Raw genomic sequence first — 15,759 nt, forward strand, 5'->3', positions numbered from 1 at the left:
GGGAAGCACTGAATCTTCAAATACTCTTTTATAGAAGTTCGTTACAAAATTGAAACAAAATAGCCCCACGGAGTGGGGCTGACGGCTAAATCTATGTATTTGGCAATCATTACATCCTATTTATACAAGACAGTTTGGCACAGCATTAAAATGGAATAGTTGTCTTTCTGCTCATCATCCACAATATAGATTTCACCGCCCACAAAAAGCTGCGGGTTGTTGTAGTTTCGCTCCAGCCTGTAAATCCGGCCCACCGTCACCTTGCAGCCATGCTTGCTACATTTAATACAGACATACTGCGCGTCATCCTCAGTAGCTGGGCTTAGCAGCTTATTGTTATAGGCAGACATCCAACTCACTCCCGGCAAACTAAATTATAACGCCGCTCTCTACTCTACAGTTTATTGTTTTTGTCCCTGTTCTATACAATGAAGCTTTGAAAAGAACGACAAAAGCCGTCCGGCCGGCAAGTACCCGGTCGAACGGCTTCTGTTTTGTACCATTTGGGATTTCAAGGTTTATACGCCCTTGATCTCCTTGAACTTGGCTACATACTGGGCAGCCAGCTCGGTGATTTGATCATAGCGGCCATGCTTGGCGGGGGCGGTAAGGTTGCCGCCAATGCCTACAGCGATGCAGCCGTTTGCAATCCATTTCTCCATATTGTTCAGATCCACGCCGCCTGTCGGCATGATGTTGACATGCGGCATCGGACCTTTGACCGCTTTGATATAATCCGGTCCAAATGCACTGCCCGGGAACAGCTTCAGAACATCCACACCCAGCTTGAGCGCTTCCTTCATTTCATTCAGCGTCAAGCAACCCGGCATGTAGGGAATCCCATATAGATTACACATCTTCGCCGTCTCTTCTTCAAAGGAAGGGCTGACCACAAATTCCGAGCCTGCCAGAATAGCAATTCTTGCGGTAAGCGGGTCGAGCACCGTGCCTGCACCAATCACAGCACGGCCTCCAAAATCGGCTACCAGCCGTTTAATTGCCACATCGGCATCCGGTGTAGTAAAGGTTACCTCAATGTTGTTCAGTCCGCCTTCAATACAGGCGGCAGACATCCGGTAAGCATCATCGGCATTGTCCGCACGGATAACGGCAACTACGCCAACGGATGTGATGTTTTGCAATACTTTTATTTTCTTCATCGGTTAACTCCCTTTCTTCATTCGAATATAGGATGTAAGAAATACTTCTTTAGATAAATTAATTTATCTAATTTACTAACATCAGCTCAAAACCTTATATGAAAATAGTAATAACAATGCTGTCTACAGTCAATATATATTTATGTGAATAACGAATTAATTCTTTTCCTCAGTCACAAAATGCTTATAAATAAAGGATTTATGTAATATACAATATTAAATTCTATACACAGGCTACGATGAAAGCGTAATAACTTATTGTACAAAACCGATTTATATGATAATTTCAAATTACAAATCATTTATACAGGGCTTAGATCATTACCCTGAGGAGGAATTATCCATGAGCAAACCATTAAACGCAGTCACATTCGGGGAACCGATGGCGATGTTTTATGCTAATGAGGCCGGACCGCTGCATGAGGCCACTTCATTCTCCAAGGCGCTCGCCGGGGCAGAGAGCAATGTGGCGACCGGGTTGTCGCGCCTGGAACACAAGACCGGCTATGTCACCAAGCTTGGTGAAGACAACTTCGGCCAGTTCATTGCCTTGGCGCTGGAGAAAGAGGGGATTGATACAAAGAGTATTACGTACACCAAGGAATTCCCGACCGGTATGCTAATCAAATCCAAGGTACTGACCGGTGATCCGAAAGTGGAGTATTTCCGCAAAAATTCCGCAGCCTCCAAGCTGAGTCTGGCCGACTTCAATGAAGAATACTTCGCCTCCGCCGGTCACCTGCATGTCACCAGCATCTCATCTGCACTTTCAAAGACCTGTCATGAGTTCTCCCTGCATGCCATGGAATTTATGAAAAAGAGCGGAAAAACCGTCTCTCTTGACCCCAATCTGCGCCCCACACTATGGCCGGACAAGGAGACTATGGTTAGAACGATCAACGACTTGGCGACACGTTGTGACTGGTTCCTGCCAGGGCTTGGGGAAGGCAAGATTCTGACCGGACTGGACACACCGGAGGATATTGCCGGCTACTACCTGGATCGGGGCGTATCCCTGGTCGTGATCAAGCTGGGACCTGAAGGTGCATATTACAAAACCTCCGGCGGAGAAGAAGGTTATGTCGATGGCTTTAAGGTAGAAAAGGTTATTGATACCGTAGGTGCAGGTGACGGCTTCGCCGTCGGCGTAATCAGCGCGCTGCTGGAGCAGCTGCCGGTAGGGGAAGCAGTGAAGCGAGGCAATGCCATCGGCGCTTTGGCTGTAATGTCGCCAGGTGATATGGACGGACTGCCTACACGGCACGGGCTGGAAAAGTTTATGAACGCCAGCGTGTAATTAGGCAAATACCCACTGACTGTAAAAATAACTGAATGAAAAGCCCTACACAGTTTTAAAGGGACTGTGTAGGGCTTTTCATTGTGAGGCTGCACAGATCAGATTGTGATTAACAATGCTTTATAAACCGTTTTATTTAGCCGGTGCCTGTACGGACTGCCCCTGCTGGAGTGCGGGAGGAAACCGGTAGGTGATCGGAACGGAAGTATCCTCGTTCTCAATTAAAGACAGCATGATTTTGGCTGCCTGCATCCCCATCTCATAGGCCGGCTGCCGGATGGTCGTGATATCCGGGTTATAAATCCGTGCAAACTCGGCATCGTCAATGCCGATGACGGACAACCGGCCGGGAATGGCAATGGAGTGGCGGTTGGCGTACTTGAGAATTTCCCCAAGCACAAGGTCATTGGCTGCAAGCAGCGCTGTCGGCGGCTGCGGCAGAGCGAGCAGCGCATCCAGGGCCGAAGCGATTTCTTCCCTTGGGACGCTGCGCATATACTGTTCGTTCAGCGCCAGTCCGGCATCCTCCATCGCCTTCCGAAAGCCGCTCATCCGTTCCCTGCGCGGCGTAATGGCATGCTCACCGAGCGGCAGCGAGAGCAGGGCTATCGCCTCATGGCCATGCCGCACGAGCTCCTTGACTGCAGTCTTCACCGCCATTTCGTTATCCAGCAGCAGGCTTTGCGTAGTGACCCCTTCCACCAGCCGGTCCATAAATACGAGCGGGTAATGGGCTTCGATAAGCCGGGTATAGACGGAAGGATTGTCTCCTGTCGGGAAGATGATGAGGCCGTCCACCTGGCGGGCCACCAGCGTCTCCACGTAAGTATTTTCCTTATCAGCATTCTCGTCGGCATTACAGATAATGACTTGTATCCCGTGGCGCTGCAGCTCATTCTCAATTGCCCTGATGCATTGTATCGACAGCGAATAATCTATATTGGCCACAATGACACCGACCATAAACGTGCGATTCTGCTTCAGGCTGCGGGCCAGCCCGTTCGGCTGATAATTCAGCTCTTCAATGACGGCAGCAATCCGGTTTTTGGTCGCCTCGCTCATATATTTAAACCGTTTATTCAAAAATTGCGAGACCGTGCTTTTCGACACTCCCGCCTTTTGGGCAACATCCTCAATTGTCAGCTTCTTCATCTTTTCCGCTCCACTCTTCCTCATAGAAAAAATACTTGTTATTCACGAACAGTCAGAGAGCAGCAGCAAAAAAGCTGTACTTTCTGATATTATCAAAAAGTATAGCTTTTTTTTAGTAAATTATCTAGTAATCGATCAGAGCAGAAAGATGAAGAAGATAAATATTCATTTCCAGGGGTCCATATTCAACCCATATTCTTGTTCCCACCAATCAAATAACCAATGCTCTCCAATCGGCAAGGTGATTTCTGTTGACCGTTTCTCGCCCTGCACTTCATAATGCGCGGTCAATATTAATCTCTTCTTTAACGTATTGATGTTGCTATCCGTAAAAGATGTGTTTATTTTGGCATCTGTAACTTGTTCATCCACGCTGATGGTGCCTTCCAGAATCTGTACCTTGCCTGTCTCGATATCATAAAGCTTATTGTGGGCAACAAACCAATACCCCGAACAGCAGGATTGCGGGATTTATCTTCAGCGTCGAGCGGCCGCGATATTTGCCTATATTTCGATAGGCTTTCAAGAAGACCTCCTGACTGATATCATCCGCCTGCTCGCGGCTGCGTGTCAGAAAAAAAGCATAGTGCCAGACATCGGAGCCATAACTCTCCATCATTTCCCGCAGCGTCATTGACGGTGTACACGCCATTGTATAGGACAATTTCTCGCTGTGCATCTTTGTTATCACCTCTCGCCCAATAAGACTCTCCAGCACACAAATGGTTCCATCATTTTCCTCTAAAATTAATAATTTGCCGCCGTTTGCCTTTATCCCTCTATAGCCCCCTTAAAGACAGGAAAATCATCGTTTCTCCTTCTCCAATGTTTGCTGTTCCTCTTGAGCTGCCCTAAGCTTATGGCGAACTGCAATCCCCTCCTGTTGCACCTCCAATTGAATTTCCCCATGCAAATCAGTCCGGTATACCGCAGTATTCGATTCCGCCAAACGTTGCAATACGTCGCCGTTCGGATGCCCGTACAGATTATTGACACCTGCTGAAACCACAGCAAAAGCCGGCCTCCAGAATTCCAGCCATTCGGCTCCAGTCGCGGTCTTGCTTCCGTGGTGGGCAACCTTCAGTACATCGATCTTCGCGCCACTGTCTAGTCCACTCTGTTCTGCTGCCAGAATTACCGCCTGCTCCGACGCTTTATCCATATCTCCGGTAAACAAAAAATTGTGTCCGTTCATCTCCAGACGAAACACCACCGATTCATGGTTCTGGTCTTCCACTGCCGGAAGTACGGACTGCCCGTCAGTTTGCTGCGGCTCCGGCCACAGAAAAAACAGCTTCGTCTGATCATCCGGAGCCAGTGTCAGCCCCTGCTGCACAGCGTACAACCGGGCTTTCTTCGCAATAGCGGTCCTCATCAGCTTCCTGTAAGGCTCACGCTCAGCCAGCGTGCCATTGAACAGCACAGCCGACACGGGCATTCCCTCCAGTACTGCCTGTAGTCCCCCGGCATGATCCTGATCACCATGCGTCAAAATAACGGCGTCCAGGCGGTGGATGCCGCGCTGCTTCAGCAACGGGAGCAATGTCTTCGCTCCAACTTCAAAGGGATCACGGCGGATGCGCCATTCCTCCTTGTTCCCAAAGCTCAACGTACCTCCTCCGTCGACAAGAATATGCGCCCCGCCGGGGGTTGTTATCAGGATGCTGTCACCTTGCCCGACATCCAGATAACTGATGGCTCCCGCACCCTCAAGGCTCACTGCATGGTAGCCCCTGTAGAGCAGCAGCAACAGCCCGGCTGCACATATCAGAACCGCAGATCCGGCCAGTCCCATTCGGCCCCGGGGCTGGAAGGATAGCGCCAGGGCATCGCGTTCCCGGCTTCTTCCTTCGCCCTTGCCGTTGCCTTCCGGGGCCAGTTCGGCCAACGGCCTGGTTTCATCCTCCATATATTGCGGAATCTCCCGTGCATGTGCCCCTGCCCGCTGTTTCAAGGCGTACAGCAGCCCATACAGCAGGAGGTAATAGCCGCAAATCCACAGCAGTGTAGGTGAGCGCCAGATCAGCACCCCGCCGGAGAATACGTTAACCCATTCCACCGCTCCAAAAGTGGCATTATTCAGCAGCTCGGCAGCATCTGCAACCACGCCTGCACCAGCTTCCCAGAACCAGCCCAGCAGGAGAGCCAGTGTTCCCAGCGGCAGCACCAAAAAAGTGATGAAGGGCACCAGCACCAGATTTGCAGCAAAGGACAGCAGCGAAATCTGGTTAAAGTAATAAATCGTCAGGGGAAAGGAAACCAGCTGGGCGATCAGGGTTACCGATATGGAACTTCCCAGCCAGCTCGGCAGACGCCTCATCAAAGGATTGGCAAGCGGCACATAGACCATCAAACCTGCCGTCACCAGAAATGAAAGCTGAAAGCTGACACTCAGCAGCAAATACGGGTTCCAGACCAGCATAATGAGTGCCGCAGCGGCTAGAATATTCAGTCCGTCCTTGAGCATCCCAAGCCGCGCGGCAAGGAGCGCGATCATGCCCATCAGTCCCGCCCGCACAATTGACGGCCCTGCCCCGGATAACAGCACATATACAGGAACCAGAAGTAGCGTGACAGTCAGCGCCGTTTCTCTTGTTACCCCGCAATGCCTGAGGATAAATAAAAGCACTGCGACATACACCGCCACATGCATGCCTGATATCGCCAGAATATGGGTCAATCCCAGCTGTGAGAACTGCCGGAAGGTCTCCGGGTCCAGGTCGTCCTGGATTCCGATCACCAGCCCTTTCATATATCCCGAATGCCGGTCCTGGAACAAGCGGTCCATTTCAGCTCCAAGCACAAGACGCGCCGCATCATTCCAGCGCAGCAGGGTTGAAGCTCCCCAAGACTCTGGAGGCGTAGCCTCCACGCTTCCGGCCCCGCTTCCTTTCAGGAGCCAGTAAATTTTTTGGGTATGCAGATAAGCACGGTAATTGAAGCCTCCAAAATTACGCGCCTCCGCCGGCAGTACCAGTTCACCCGCCAGCATCACCTGGTCTCCTCTTGCCCAATTGGCGGCCACGGCAATTTCCGCTTCAGCTTGGAGTTTGATCTGAACAGCGACAAGCTCCCCATCTACCTGTGCTGCAGGCTGCCCTGCTGCATTGCTCCGTATCTGTGATAGCTTCAGCGTAAAATCCACCCGGTCCCCGTCCCGTTCGACAGGAGACACAATCATCCCCCCGGCTTCCACATTACTCTCCTGCAGCTCTGCCGGTTGCGATGCAAGTGCTTTTGGCAGCTGACTGACATTGCGGCCTTCATTCCACTCCCAATACAGGGCGGCGACAGCAAGCGATATTGCGAATACAGCAAGCTGCTTCCAGCCCAATCTCCCGCAGGCCGCATAGATCGCGAGCAGCAGCAGACAGCCTGCCCACAGAATCAGCAGCTTGTAGCCCGAGAACAGGCAGGCTGCAGCACTTCCTGTGATCCAGCAGACTGTAAACCCTAACAACGGCCTTCCCTTCATTTCTTTCCCTCCTTCTGAACTGACCAGACAACAAAAAGAACCCCAATATACGCGTACATCCGCGCATACAGAGGTTCTTCCCCTTTACTCATTTAATTTCGCATGGATTCTGTTACTCCGAGACGGTGATCATCGTTTCTGCCGGCGGCTCATAATTCTCCAATTGGCGGAAAATGATCCCTTTGGTGGTCAGCATATTCTCTACCTTCTCCATATCCTTGCGGTATGGGCGCAAATAGACAATCTCCACAATACCGCTGTTGGCCAGCATGTTGGCGCAGGTCCAGCAAGGCTCATCGGTGACGTAGACCGTACTTCCTTCCCGGTCGCTCCGGTCGGTAAACAGCAGCAGATTCTGCTCGGCATGAATCGTGCGGATGCAGCGCTGCTTCTTCACCATCGTTTCCACACCGTCTACGATCTCCCGCTCATATTGTTCGGAGACCATGCAGCCCGCCTCCGAGCAGTCAGGAACTCCCATGGGCGCTCCGTTATACGCGGTACCCAGCAGTTTCTTGCCCTGCACCAGCACAGCACCGACATGGCGGCGGTTGCAACGCGAACGCGTAGAAACCATGCAGGCAATATCCATAAAATATGTATCCCAGTTTTTGCGATAGGCCACACTCATCAGTAATCTCCGCTTTCTCTTCAATAGTTGTTCACTATTGTAGCATATTGCAGCTTGCTTACACTAGGAGAACAGTCTCCTCATCTCCGGAAACGCATCTCCCGTTTCAAAAGACTACCAGAGGCTCAAGCTTTTCCAGCATCTTTGGTCCAATTCCCTTCACCTCACCTAGTTCGGACAAGCTGTGGAAAGCCCCCTTGCTGCTGCGGTAATCAATAATCGCCTGCGCCTTCTTCTCGCCGATTCCCGGCAAATCCATAAGCTCAGCGGCTCCGGCGGTGTTCACATTGATTTTCCCTTCCGTCTTCTCATTAGCTTGTGCCGTGGAAGCTGCGCCTTGTGCCGATGGGATACCCTCTCCGCCTGCCACTGCAGTAGTCCCAGCCGTTTGTGTGCCCGCCGTTGCCGCCGCGCTGCCCCCTCCTGTCCCGCTATTATCCAGAGATGCGGCTCCTCCAGCGGGGTCAGCAGCATTTGGAGCGCTGTCCGCCCCGGCTCCAGTAACTGTAGTATTACCAGCCTGTGTTGCTGCTCCGGCTTTTTGGGCTCCTCCGTTTACTTCAATCCCCTCTTTACTAACCTCACCCTGCAGCGCAGCTGACTTGCCGCTCTTTCCAGCGGGAAGCGGTTCCTCTGCATTCGCTCCGCCAACCGCCAGCGCCATAGAGGTATCCATCGTCTCCCACCCGGAGATGCCGCTGTCTTCTTCCCGATCCGCAGCCCAGACCAGCCCTCCTCCCAGCAATACTGCTACGATACCACTGACTATCATTCTCTTATTCAAGTACCTGTCCTCCTCTACAATTTGCCCTGATTATTTATGCAATCCTTATGCAAAACCAAATATGACGCAACTTCTGGAGTTTTATTCAAAAATGCGGGCGAAACCTGTCATGTGTCCAAGTGTACACTGCATACATTTAACGAAGAGTATTCCTGCAAGCCCAGCAACTCAGGGAAAGGAGGTAACCACAGAATGAAAGTGGGATTTATCGGAACAGGCAGCATGGGCAGTCTGCTCATTGACGCCTTTCTTTCTTCAGGAGCACTTGATGCATGTGACGTGCTGGCCAGCAACCGCAGTTCAACCCGGCTGATTCAGCTTCAGAAGGACCACCCTGGCATCACCATATGCGGCAGCAACAGGGACACCGCGACTGGCAGCGACATTGTATTTTTATGTGTCAAACCTTTGGAATTCAAAACGCTGACGGATGAAATCGCACCCTGTCTGAATAGCGAGCAGATTGTCGTATCCATTACCAGTCCGGTCCAGCTGTATCATCTGGAATCGGTTCTGCCGTCCAAAATAGCCAAGGTCATCCCCAGCATCACCCACAGTGTCAAAAGCGGAACTTCACTATGCATTTTCGGCAGCAGAATTAATAAAAAAGACAGGCTGTTGCTCCTGAGGCTGCTGTCTTTCATAAGTGTTCCGGCGGAAATCCTGGAGAGCCATACCCGAATTGCTTCGGATTTCTCCAGCTGCGGTCCTGCATTTATCAGCTATTTCATCGAACGCTGGATCGCCGCAGCGGTGGAAGCCACAGGCATTGAAGAAGCCTTGGTCAGCCGTCTGGCCGGAGAAATGCTGCTCGGGACAGGCAAGCTGCTGACAGAAGCAGACTTCACCCCGCAGGAGCTGCAGGAACGTGTCGCTGTCCGCGGAGGCATTACAGCGGAAGCCTTGAATCATCTGCGCAGCAGTCTGGAAGGTGTATTCGAGCGGCTGATTACCACAACGCATGATAAATATGATGAGGATGTCGACAGGCTTAATTCACTCTTCGGCCGGGACGGTATTGTGCAAGGCCCTTTGGATCGCTAGAAGCCTGAACGGCTTGAGAAAAAGCGGGCCTGCGAGCTGCATTGGAACATCCATGAATTTTGAATCCTTAACAAAAAACCCGCAGCACGGAATACTCCGTAGCTGCGGGTAAAAATGCGTTCTTCGCTTAACCCACTACAATATTTACAAGCTTTCCGGGAACCGCAATGATCTTGCGTACGGTTTTGCCCTCTACAGCCGCCTTCACACTAGGAAGAGCCAGTGCATGGTTCTGCATGTCTTCCTGCCCCATATCCTGCGGGATCTGTGCACGCCCCACAATCTTGCCGTTAACCTGTACAACGATCTCCACTTCTGCATCCACCGTCAAAGCTTCATCATAAGCTGGCCATGATACATAGCTGATGCTGCCTTCGTGGCCCAGCAGCTGCCAGAGCTCCTCGGAAATATGAGGTGCCAGCGGCGACAGCATTTGTACGAAATGCTCTGCCGATTCACGGGACAAGCTGTCCTGCTTATAGGCATCGTTGATGAAGATCATCAGCTGGCTGATCGCCGTATTGAAGCGCAGATTCTCGAAGTCCTCGGTAACCTTCTTCAGTGTCTTGTGCCAGGTGCGTTTGAACTCGTCTGTACCGCCATCCTCGGAAATCTTGGCACTGAGGCTGCCGTCCTCGTTCACGAACAGGCGCCATACGCGGGAGAGGAAGCGGTGAATGCCTTCCACGCCTTTTTCATTCCAAGGCTTGGTTGCTTCCAGCGGACCCATGAACATTTCATAGACACGGAGTGTATCTGCGCCAAAAGCTTCCACAATTTCATCCGGGTTGATGACATTGCCGCGTGATTTGCTCATTTTTTCGTTGTTGTTGCCCAGGATCATGCCCTGGTTCACCAGCTTGTGGAACGGTTCCTTGGTATCCACTACACCGATATCATACAATACTTTATGCCAGAAACGGGCGTACAGCAGGTGAAGCACTGCATGTTCAGCTCCGCCAATGTACAGATCAACCGGCAGCCACTCCTTTTGCTTCTCCGGCGAACACAGCTCCTTGTCATTATGCGGATCAATATAGCGCAGGTAATACCAGCAGCTGCCGGCCCATTGCGGCATTGTGTTCGTCTCGCGGCGGGCTTTCATCCCGGTTTCCGGATCAACGGTTTCCACCCACTCGGTGACATTGGCCAGCGGGGATTCGCCCGTACCCGAAGGTTTGATCGCGTCCACATCAGGCAGCACCAGCGGCAGCTGATCCACAGGAACAGTCTTCATCGTGCCATCTTCCAAATGAAGAATCGGAATCGGCTCGCCCCAGTAGCGCTGGCGGCTGAACAGCCAGTCACGCAGGCGGTAGGTTACCTTGCCTTGGCCGCTGCCCTTTTCCTCCAGCCAGGCAATCATCTTCACGATGGCTTCGCTGTTATCCAGACCGTTCAGGAAATCGGAATTCACATGCGGGCCATCACCACCATAGGCTTCTTCTCCCACATTACCGCCCTGTACTACTTCGACGATGTTCAAGCCAAATTGCTTGGCGAATTCCCAGTCGCGGGTATCATGTCCCGGAACCGCCATAATAGCTCCGGTTCCGTAACCGGCCAGTACATAATCGGCGATCCAGATCGGCACCTGTGCTCCGTTGACCGGGTTAATGGCGTAAGCGCCGGTGAATACGCCGCTCTTCTCCTTGGCCAAATCCGTACGCTCCAGATCGCTCTTGCGGGCAGCTTTGTCGCGGTATTCCGCGACCGCAGCACGCTGAGCTTCTGTCGTGATGGCATCTACCAGTTTATGCTCTGGTGCCAGCACACAGTAGCTTGCGCCGAACAAGGTATCCGGACGGGTTGTGAACACAGTCAATGCTGCGTCATGTCCATCAATCGCGAAATTGACTTCCGCTCCGGTTGATTTGCCGATCCAGTTGCGCTGCATATCCTTGATGCTTTCTTCCCAATCCAACTCTTCCAGATCCTCCAGCAGGCGTTCGGCGTATTCTGTAATTTTCAGAATCCACTGGCGCATCGGTCTGCGGACGACGGGATGACCGCCGCGCTCGCTTTTGCCGTCGATAACCTCTTCGTTGGCCAGCACCGTACCCAAAGCTTCGCACCAGTTCACCGATACCTCAGCTACATATGCCAGGCCGCGGTTGTACAGCTGGATGAAGATCCATTGTGTCCATTTGTAATAGCCCGGATCGGTTGTGCTGATCTCGCGGTCCCAGTCATAGGAGAAGCCCAGCGATTTGATCTGGCGGCGGAAATTGTCAATGTTCTTGAAAGTGATGTCACGCGGATGTTGTCCGGTATCCATCGCATACTGCTCTGCCGGAAGTCCAAAGGCATCCCAGCCCATTGGATGCAGCACGTTATAACCGCGCATCCGCTTGTAGCGGGAGACAATATCCGTCGCCGTGTAACCTTCCGGGTGGCCTACGTGCAGCCCTGCGCCTGAAGGATACGGAAACATATCCAGGGCGTAAAATTTCGGTTTACTTGAATCCTCACCTGTCTTAAACGTTTTGTTCTCATCCCAGAACTTCTGCCATTTGGGTTCAATGCTCTGGGCGCGGTAGCCGGCCCCAGCTGGGGTGCTCACTTTGTTTTCGCTCATCTTATGCTCCTCCTTGGAGTGTTGCTTACTTAGTTAAACCTGCTGTTCTTAAAAGAATTCAGGGAATAAAACTCCGCTGCAAAAAAGTTTTGTGCTTCCGCCCGCTGTTATACTCGGATTTCTGATCTCACACTAAGCGGTTGAAAAAGACTCGCTGCTCCGCTGGGAGATGTCTGCCTTCGATCGTCTCAGGCAGACTTGTTGTTTACCGGGGCATAAGCCCAACTCCGCAAAAAAACCTCCCATCCCTAGCGTATGATCGCTAGGGACGAGAGGTTTGAATTCCCGTGGTACCACCCTAGTTAGCGGCTGAACATGCTTTATTCTGCCACTCACTTTGACACCCTTTAACGGAGGTGAGGCGACGACGGTTCACACACTGGCCTTTCGCAGCATCTGCCCTGCGAAACCTGCGGCTTGCGCCGTTACTCGGAGGTGAGTTCATTCCGTTCCGTTAACCGGCTTGCACCAATGCACCGGCTCTCTGCTATAACGTCGCGTGAGTTAATACTCCTCTTCATCGAACTGCTATTCATCACAACATAATCGTAATATTACACAACATTATAACCAAAAACGTTGACTATAGTCAACGTGGAATTATCCGAAATACAAGCTGTAGAGCGACAGAGCGGAAATCAGGTTGAGTAATACATGGGCAACCATGCCTATGTAAATGTTTTTGGTCCGCCATACGACGAAGTACATCGGAAAGATTGCAATCAGCCGGGTGATAATCATCCAAGGAGAGAAAAAATGATACACGACAAACAGCACCACATTTATCAGCAACCCCCAGCCCCGGTATCTTCCCAGCCTAGGCAGTAGATATCCTCTAAAATACAATTCCTCTACGACCGGTGCCAACAAGCCAATCAGAATAAAATCACTGACCCAGGTTGCCACCAGCATGCCATGTGAATAGCGGGACATATCATCAGTACTGGCATCGAACCAGTCAGGATAAAAGGAAAAGACATGTTCCAGCAAAACACGGCTTACCGGTTCCATTAGCCAGAAGATCAGAACCGCCCAGCCCAGCACTACAGGGACGAGAATGAGATAGTGCCGCAGGGGCAGTTTTTGACGATATGGCATAATGCCCTTTAACGAAAATGTGCCGGTCTGTCTCCGGGCTTGATAGATCAGAATCCCAAGCATGGCTGGAGCGAGCCAAAGTATCGTTTCTAAGTTGATGGAAAGCGCAATTGTAAGTCCAGCTTTATGTAATATTGGCGAAATAAAAAAAATAAAAAGAAAAGTGACTGCACCTGGGATAAGATGAAATGCTGCTGCTTTCAGCAGCGAGTGCTGCTCTGTTTCCTGCTCGTTTCGAATTGCGTGAGTATTCAAAAGGACCTCCTATCTCTTCCTATCCGTACGATCTTAACAACTCCGGCGGCTATCAATAACAGACAGAAGATCAAAATAAAGTGCGCTATGCCCGGAAGAAACAATAAAGCTACCGGCCAAGGGAGCAGTAGCATGGGAATACCAATCAGTACGGCAATGGGAAGAACAATATTGAGTAAGAGTAGAGTCATAGAACGGATGTAGCGCCCCGGCTTTGTCAACTGTTTTGTATTTTTCCATTTAATCAATCCGTATAAGGACCATACATATAAAATAACAAACAGTAACAGAACAGCATTAATAGTCATGTGTATTTTATTATAATGAGGCAGTTTATCTACAGAAGCCACCTGCCCGTGAAGCACTTCTCCAATCCCCTGCAGGATATAATCATAACTTGCTAAAAAATCCACGGAGTTGAACAGCAATACGATCCCATACTCTCCATCCATCGACAAATAGGAAGAAGAACTTTCCGTTGTACCATTATGCCAGACCGTTTCATCAGAGATTATCCAGCCCATTCCATAATACTCGCCTTGCTTAATCAGCGAAGCAGGTTGATGCATCCGGTCCATGCCTGCCTTTGAAAGCACCCTTTGATCCTCAAAATGGCCGCCATTCATCTGGGCGATTAAATACTTGGACAGATCCTCCGCGCTTGAGATCAGATTGCCATCCGGTACTGAGGCAGTATGATCTATTCGTGGAGTGGACATCATAATCCCAAAAACAGGCTGATAGCCAGAAGCCAGCCCGTATTCTTGAGCCTCCTCAACGTAGGCAGTACTATGCTCCATATCTAGCGGTTTAAAGATGTGCTCCTTCACGTAATCACCATACGGTTGCTGCGAGACTTCTTGAATAATGCCACCCAAAATATCATAGTTTAAATTTGAATATTGATATTTTGCTCCGACCGGTTGAGCAAGGGGAACCCCTGTCATTCCGCGGAGATAATCTTCAAGCGGAAGATCATCCGAGGCCATAGTTGCTCTGCCCTCATACTCAGATATGCCGCTTGTCTGGTGCAGCAAATCTTGGACAGTAATTCGGGCAGAAGCTTCTGCATCTGCCAAATGAAACCATGGTAAGTAACGCTGTACAGGCGCTTCAAGCTCAATCTTGCCTTCCTCTGCCAACTGAATAACAGCAAGGGCTGTAATGGACTTGCTGGTAGAACCTAGAATAAATGGTGTTTGCGGTGTTACCGGCTTCTGTTCCGGACCTGATATACCGTATCCCTGCAAATAAATGATCCGGTCTCCTTTTACGATGCCAAGTGATGCACCTGGAATGTCCAGCCGTTCCATAGCATTCTTCATGTACTGGTCCACCCCTGCCCCGTCGAAGCTTGAAGCAGCCCCGGCGGTTGTGTGCGAGAACAAGGCAGCAAATAATACCAGCGTCAATAAGGCCATATATGTTTTACGAATTATTTTCATTTCCCTTCCCCTTCATATGCATAGCACGATCCTGATATCGCTCCCGGGTATTTGAATGTATTTAGCACAGTCAGCCCATATACAGATTATATTGTGACAGTGAAGAAATCAGGTTAAGCAGAACGTGGACTGCCATGCCTACGTAGATGTTCTTGGTGCGCCATACGATGAAGCACATCGGGAAGATCGCGATAATTCGGGTAATGGCCATCCATGGAGAGAAAAAATGATACACGGCGAACAAAACCACATTGATGAAGACACTTGCTCCCCGGTATCTGCTCAGCCTGGGCAGCAAGTACCCTCTAAAGTAGAATTCCTCCACAATCGGTACAAAAATTCCAAGCAAAATCAAATCACTGGCCCAGGATGCGAGCAGCATTCCACTTGAATACCGTGACAGCACATCAGCAGCAGGATTGAACCCTGCCGGGAAGAAATTAAACACATACTGAAGCAGATAATTGCCTACCGGTTCCAGCAGGAAGAAGACCAAAATAATCCAGCCCAGCAGTGCAGGAACCCAAATGAAATATTGCCGCAAGGGCAGTTTTTGACGGTATGGAAGAATACCTTCTAACGTAAATCTCCCGGTCTGCTTCTTGGCGGTATAGAGCAGAAGCCCGAGCTGGACCGGAACAATCGAAAGGAACAGCGCAAGATTGAGTGCCAACCCAATCGTCAGGCCTGACTTTATTAACAATGGAGTAAAGAATAGGACACACAGAAAGGCTATTATACCGGGGAAGAGATGATATGCTATTGATTTTGCCAACGAATGCTGCTCTGTTTCTACCAGGCTAATAGGGTGAGTACTCAAGGCGGACCTCCATTGTGATG

General features: G+C 50.6%; 14 protein-coding genes. 2 read left to right on the forward strand and 12 right to left on the reverse strand.

Annotated features, from left to right (window positions below):
* Positions 1 to 116: 116 nt before the first annotated feature.
* Positions 117 to 350 (reverse strand): hypothetical protein, encoded by a 234-nt coding sequence (locus H70357_RS26080; RefSeq protein WP_038595504.1) that lies wholly within the window; start codon positions 348 to 350, stop codon positions 117 to 119.
* A gap of 168 nt (positions 351 to 518) precedes the next feature.
* Positions 519 to 1,160 carry a bifunctional 2-keto-4-hydroxyglutarate aldolase/2-keto-3-deoxy-6-phosphogluconate aldolase gene (locus tag H70357_RS26085; RefSeq protein ID WP_038595505.1) on the reverse strand — a complete coding sequence of 214 codons (642 nt, stop codon included), beginning with the start codon at positions 1,158 to 1,160 and terminating at the stop codon, positions 519 to 521.
* 343 nt (positions 1,161 to 1,503) lie between these two features.
* On the opposite strand from H70357_RS26085, the gene H70357_RS26090 reads away from it, so the two are divergent.
* Positions 1,504 to 2,457, forward strand: coding sequence for a sugar kinase (locus tag H70357_RS26090; RefSeq protein ID WP_038595506.1), 954 nt, complete (start codon positions 1,504 to 1,506; stop codon positions 2,455 to 2,457).
* A 132-nt stretch (positions 2,458 to 2,589) separates the two neighbouring features.
* Here the strand turns inward: H70357_RS26090 and H70357_RS26095 are convergent, their stop codons facing one another.
* The 6 genes from H70357_RS26095 to H70357_RS34555 form a co-directional block, all read right to left on the reverse strand.
* Positions 2,590 to 3,609, reverse strand: a complete 1,020-nt coding sequence (locus tag H70357_RS26095; RefSeq protein WP_038595508.1) for a LacI family DNA-binding transcriptional regulator — start codon at positions 3,607 to 3,609, stop codon at positions 2,590 to 2,592.
* A gap of 165 nt (positions 3,610 to 3,774) precedes the next feature.
* A complete protein-coding gene (locus tag H70357_RS26100) occupies positions 3,775 to 3,981 on the reverse strand; it encodes a hypothetical protein (RefSeq protein WP_038595510.1) in 207 nt (68 codons plus the stop codon).
* A 52-nt stretch (positions 3,982 to 4,033) separates the two neighbouring features.
* On the reverse strand, positions 4,034 to 4,288 hold the full coding sequence (locus tag H70357_RS26105) for an RNA polymerase sigma factor (protein WP_231578316.1): 255 nt from the start codon (positions 4,286 to 4,288) through the stop codon (positions 4,034 to 4,036).
* 126 nt (positions 4,289 to 4,414) lie between these two features.
* Positions 4,415 to 7,084 (reverse strand): ComEC/Rec2 family competence protein, encoded by a 2,670-nt coding sequence (locus tag H70357_RS26110; protein WP_052092258.1) that lies wholly within the window; start codon positions 7,082 to 7,084, stop codon positions 4,415 to 4,417.
* A 112-nt stretch (positions 7,085 to 7,196) separates the two neighbouring features.
* Positions 7,197 to 7,715, reverse strand: coding sequence for a deoxycytidylate deaminase (locus H70357_RS26115; protein WP_038595511.1), 519 nt, complete (start codon positions 7,713 to 7,715; stop codon positions 7,197 to 7,199).
* Between the two features lie 106 nt (positions 7,716 to 7,821).
* Positions 7,822 to 8,499, reverse strand: a complete 678-nt coding sequence (locus H70357_RS34555; RefSeq protein ID WP_052092259.1) for a ComEA family DNA-binding protein — start codon at positions 8,497 to 8,499, stop codon at positions 7,822 to 7,824.
* A 192-nt stretch (positions 8,500 to 8,691) separates the two neighbouring features.
* On the opposite strand from H70357_RS34555, the gene comER reads away from it, so the two are divergent.
* Positions 8,692 to 9,543, forward strand: coding sequence for a late competence protein ComER (comER, locus tag H70357_RS26125; protein WP_038595512.1), 852 nt, complete (start codon positions 8,692 to 8,694; stop codon positions 9,541 to 9,543).
* Positions 9,544 to 9,670: 127 nt separating this feature from the next.
* On the opposite strand, the gene leuS is transcribed toward comER, so the two are convergent.
* The 4 genes from leuS to H70357_RS26145 form a co-directional block, all read right to left on the reverse strand.
* Complete coding sequence (gene leuS / locus H70357_RS26130) at positions 9,671 to 12,121, reverse strand: leucine--tRNA ligase (RefSeq protein ID WP_038595513.1); 2,451 nt, start codon at positions 12,119 to 12,121, stop codon at positions 9,671 to 9,673.
* Positions 12,122 to 12,721: 600 nt separating this feature from the next.
* A complete protein-coding gene (locus tag H70357_RS26135) occupies positions 12,722 to 13,474 on the reverse strand; it encodes a CPBP family intramembrane glutamic endopeptidase (protein WP_038595515.1) in 753 nt (250 codons plus the stop codon).
* Entirely contained in the window at positions 13,471 to 14,919 is a 1,449-nt protein-coding gene (locus tag H70357_RS26140) for a serine hydrolase domain-containing protein (protein ID WP_038595517.1), read from the reverse strand. Before H70357_RS26140 ends, H70357_RS26135 begins: the two co-directional genes overlap by 4 nt.
* Before the next feature lie 70 nt (positions 14,920 to 14,989).
* Complete coding sequence (locus H70357_RS26145) at positions 14,990 to 15,739, reverse strand: CPBP family intramembrane glutamic endopeptidase (RefSeq protein WP_038595519.1); 750 nt, start codon at positions 15,737 to 15,739, stop codon at positions 14,990 to 14,992.
* Positions 15,740 to 15,759: the final 20 nt, after the last annotated feature.

It is taken from the genome of Paenibacillus sp. FSL H7-0357 (genome assembly GCF_000758525.1).
GTDB lineage: Bacteria > Bacillota > Bacilli > Paenibacillales > Paenibacillaceae > Paenibacillus_AQ.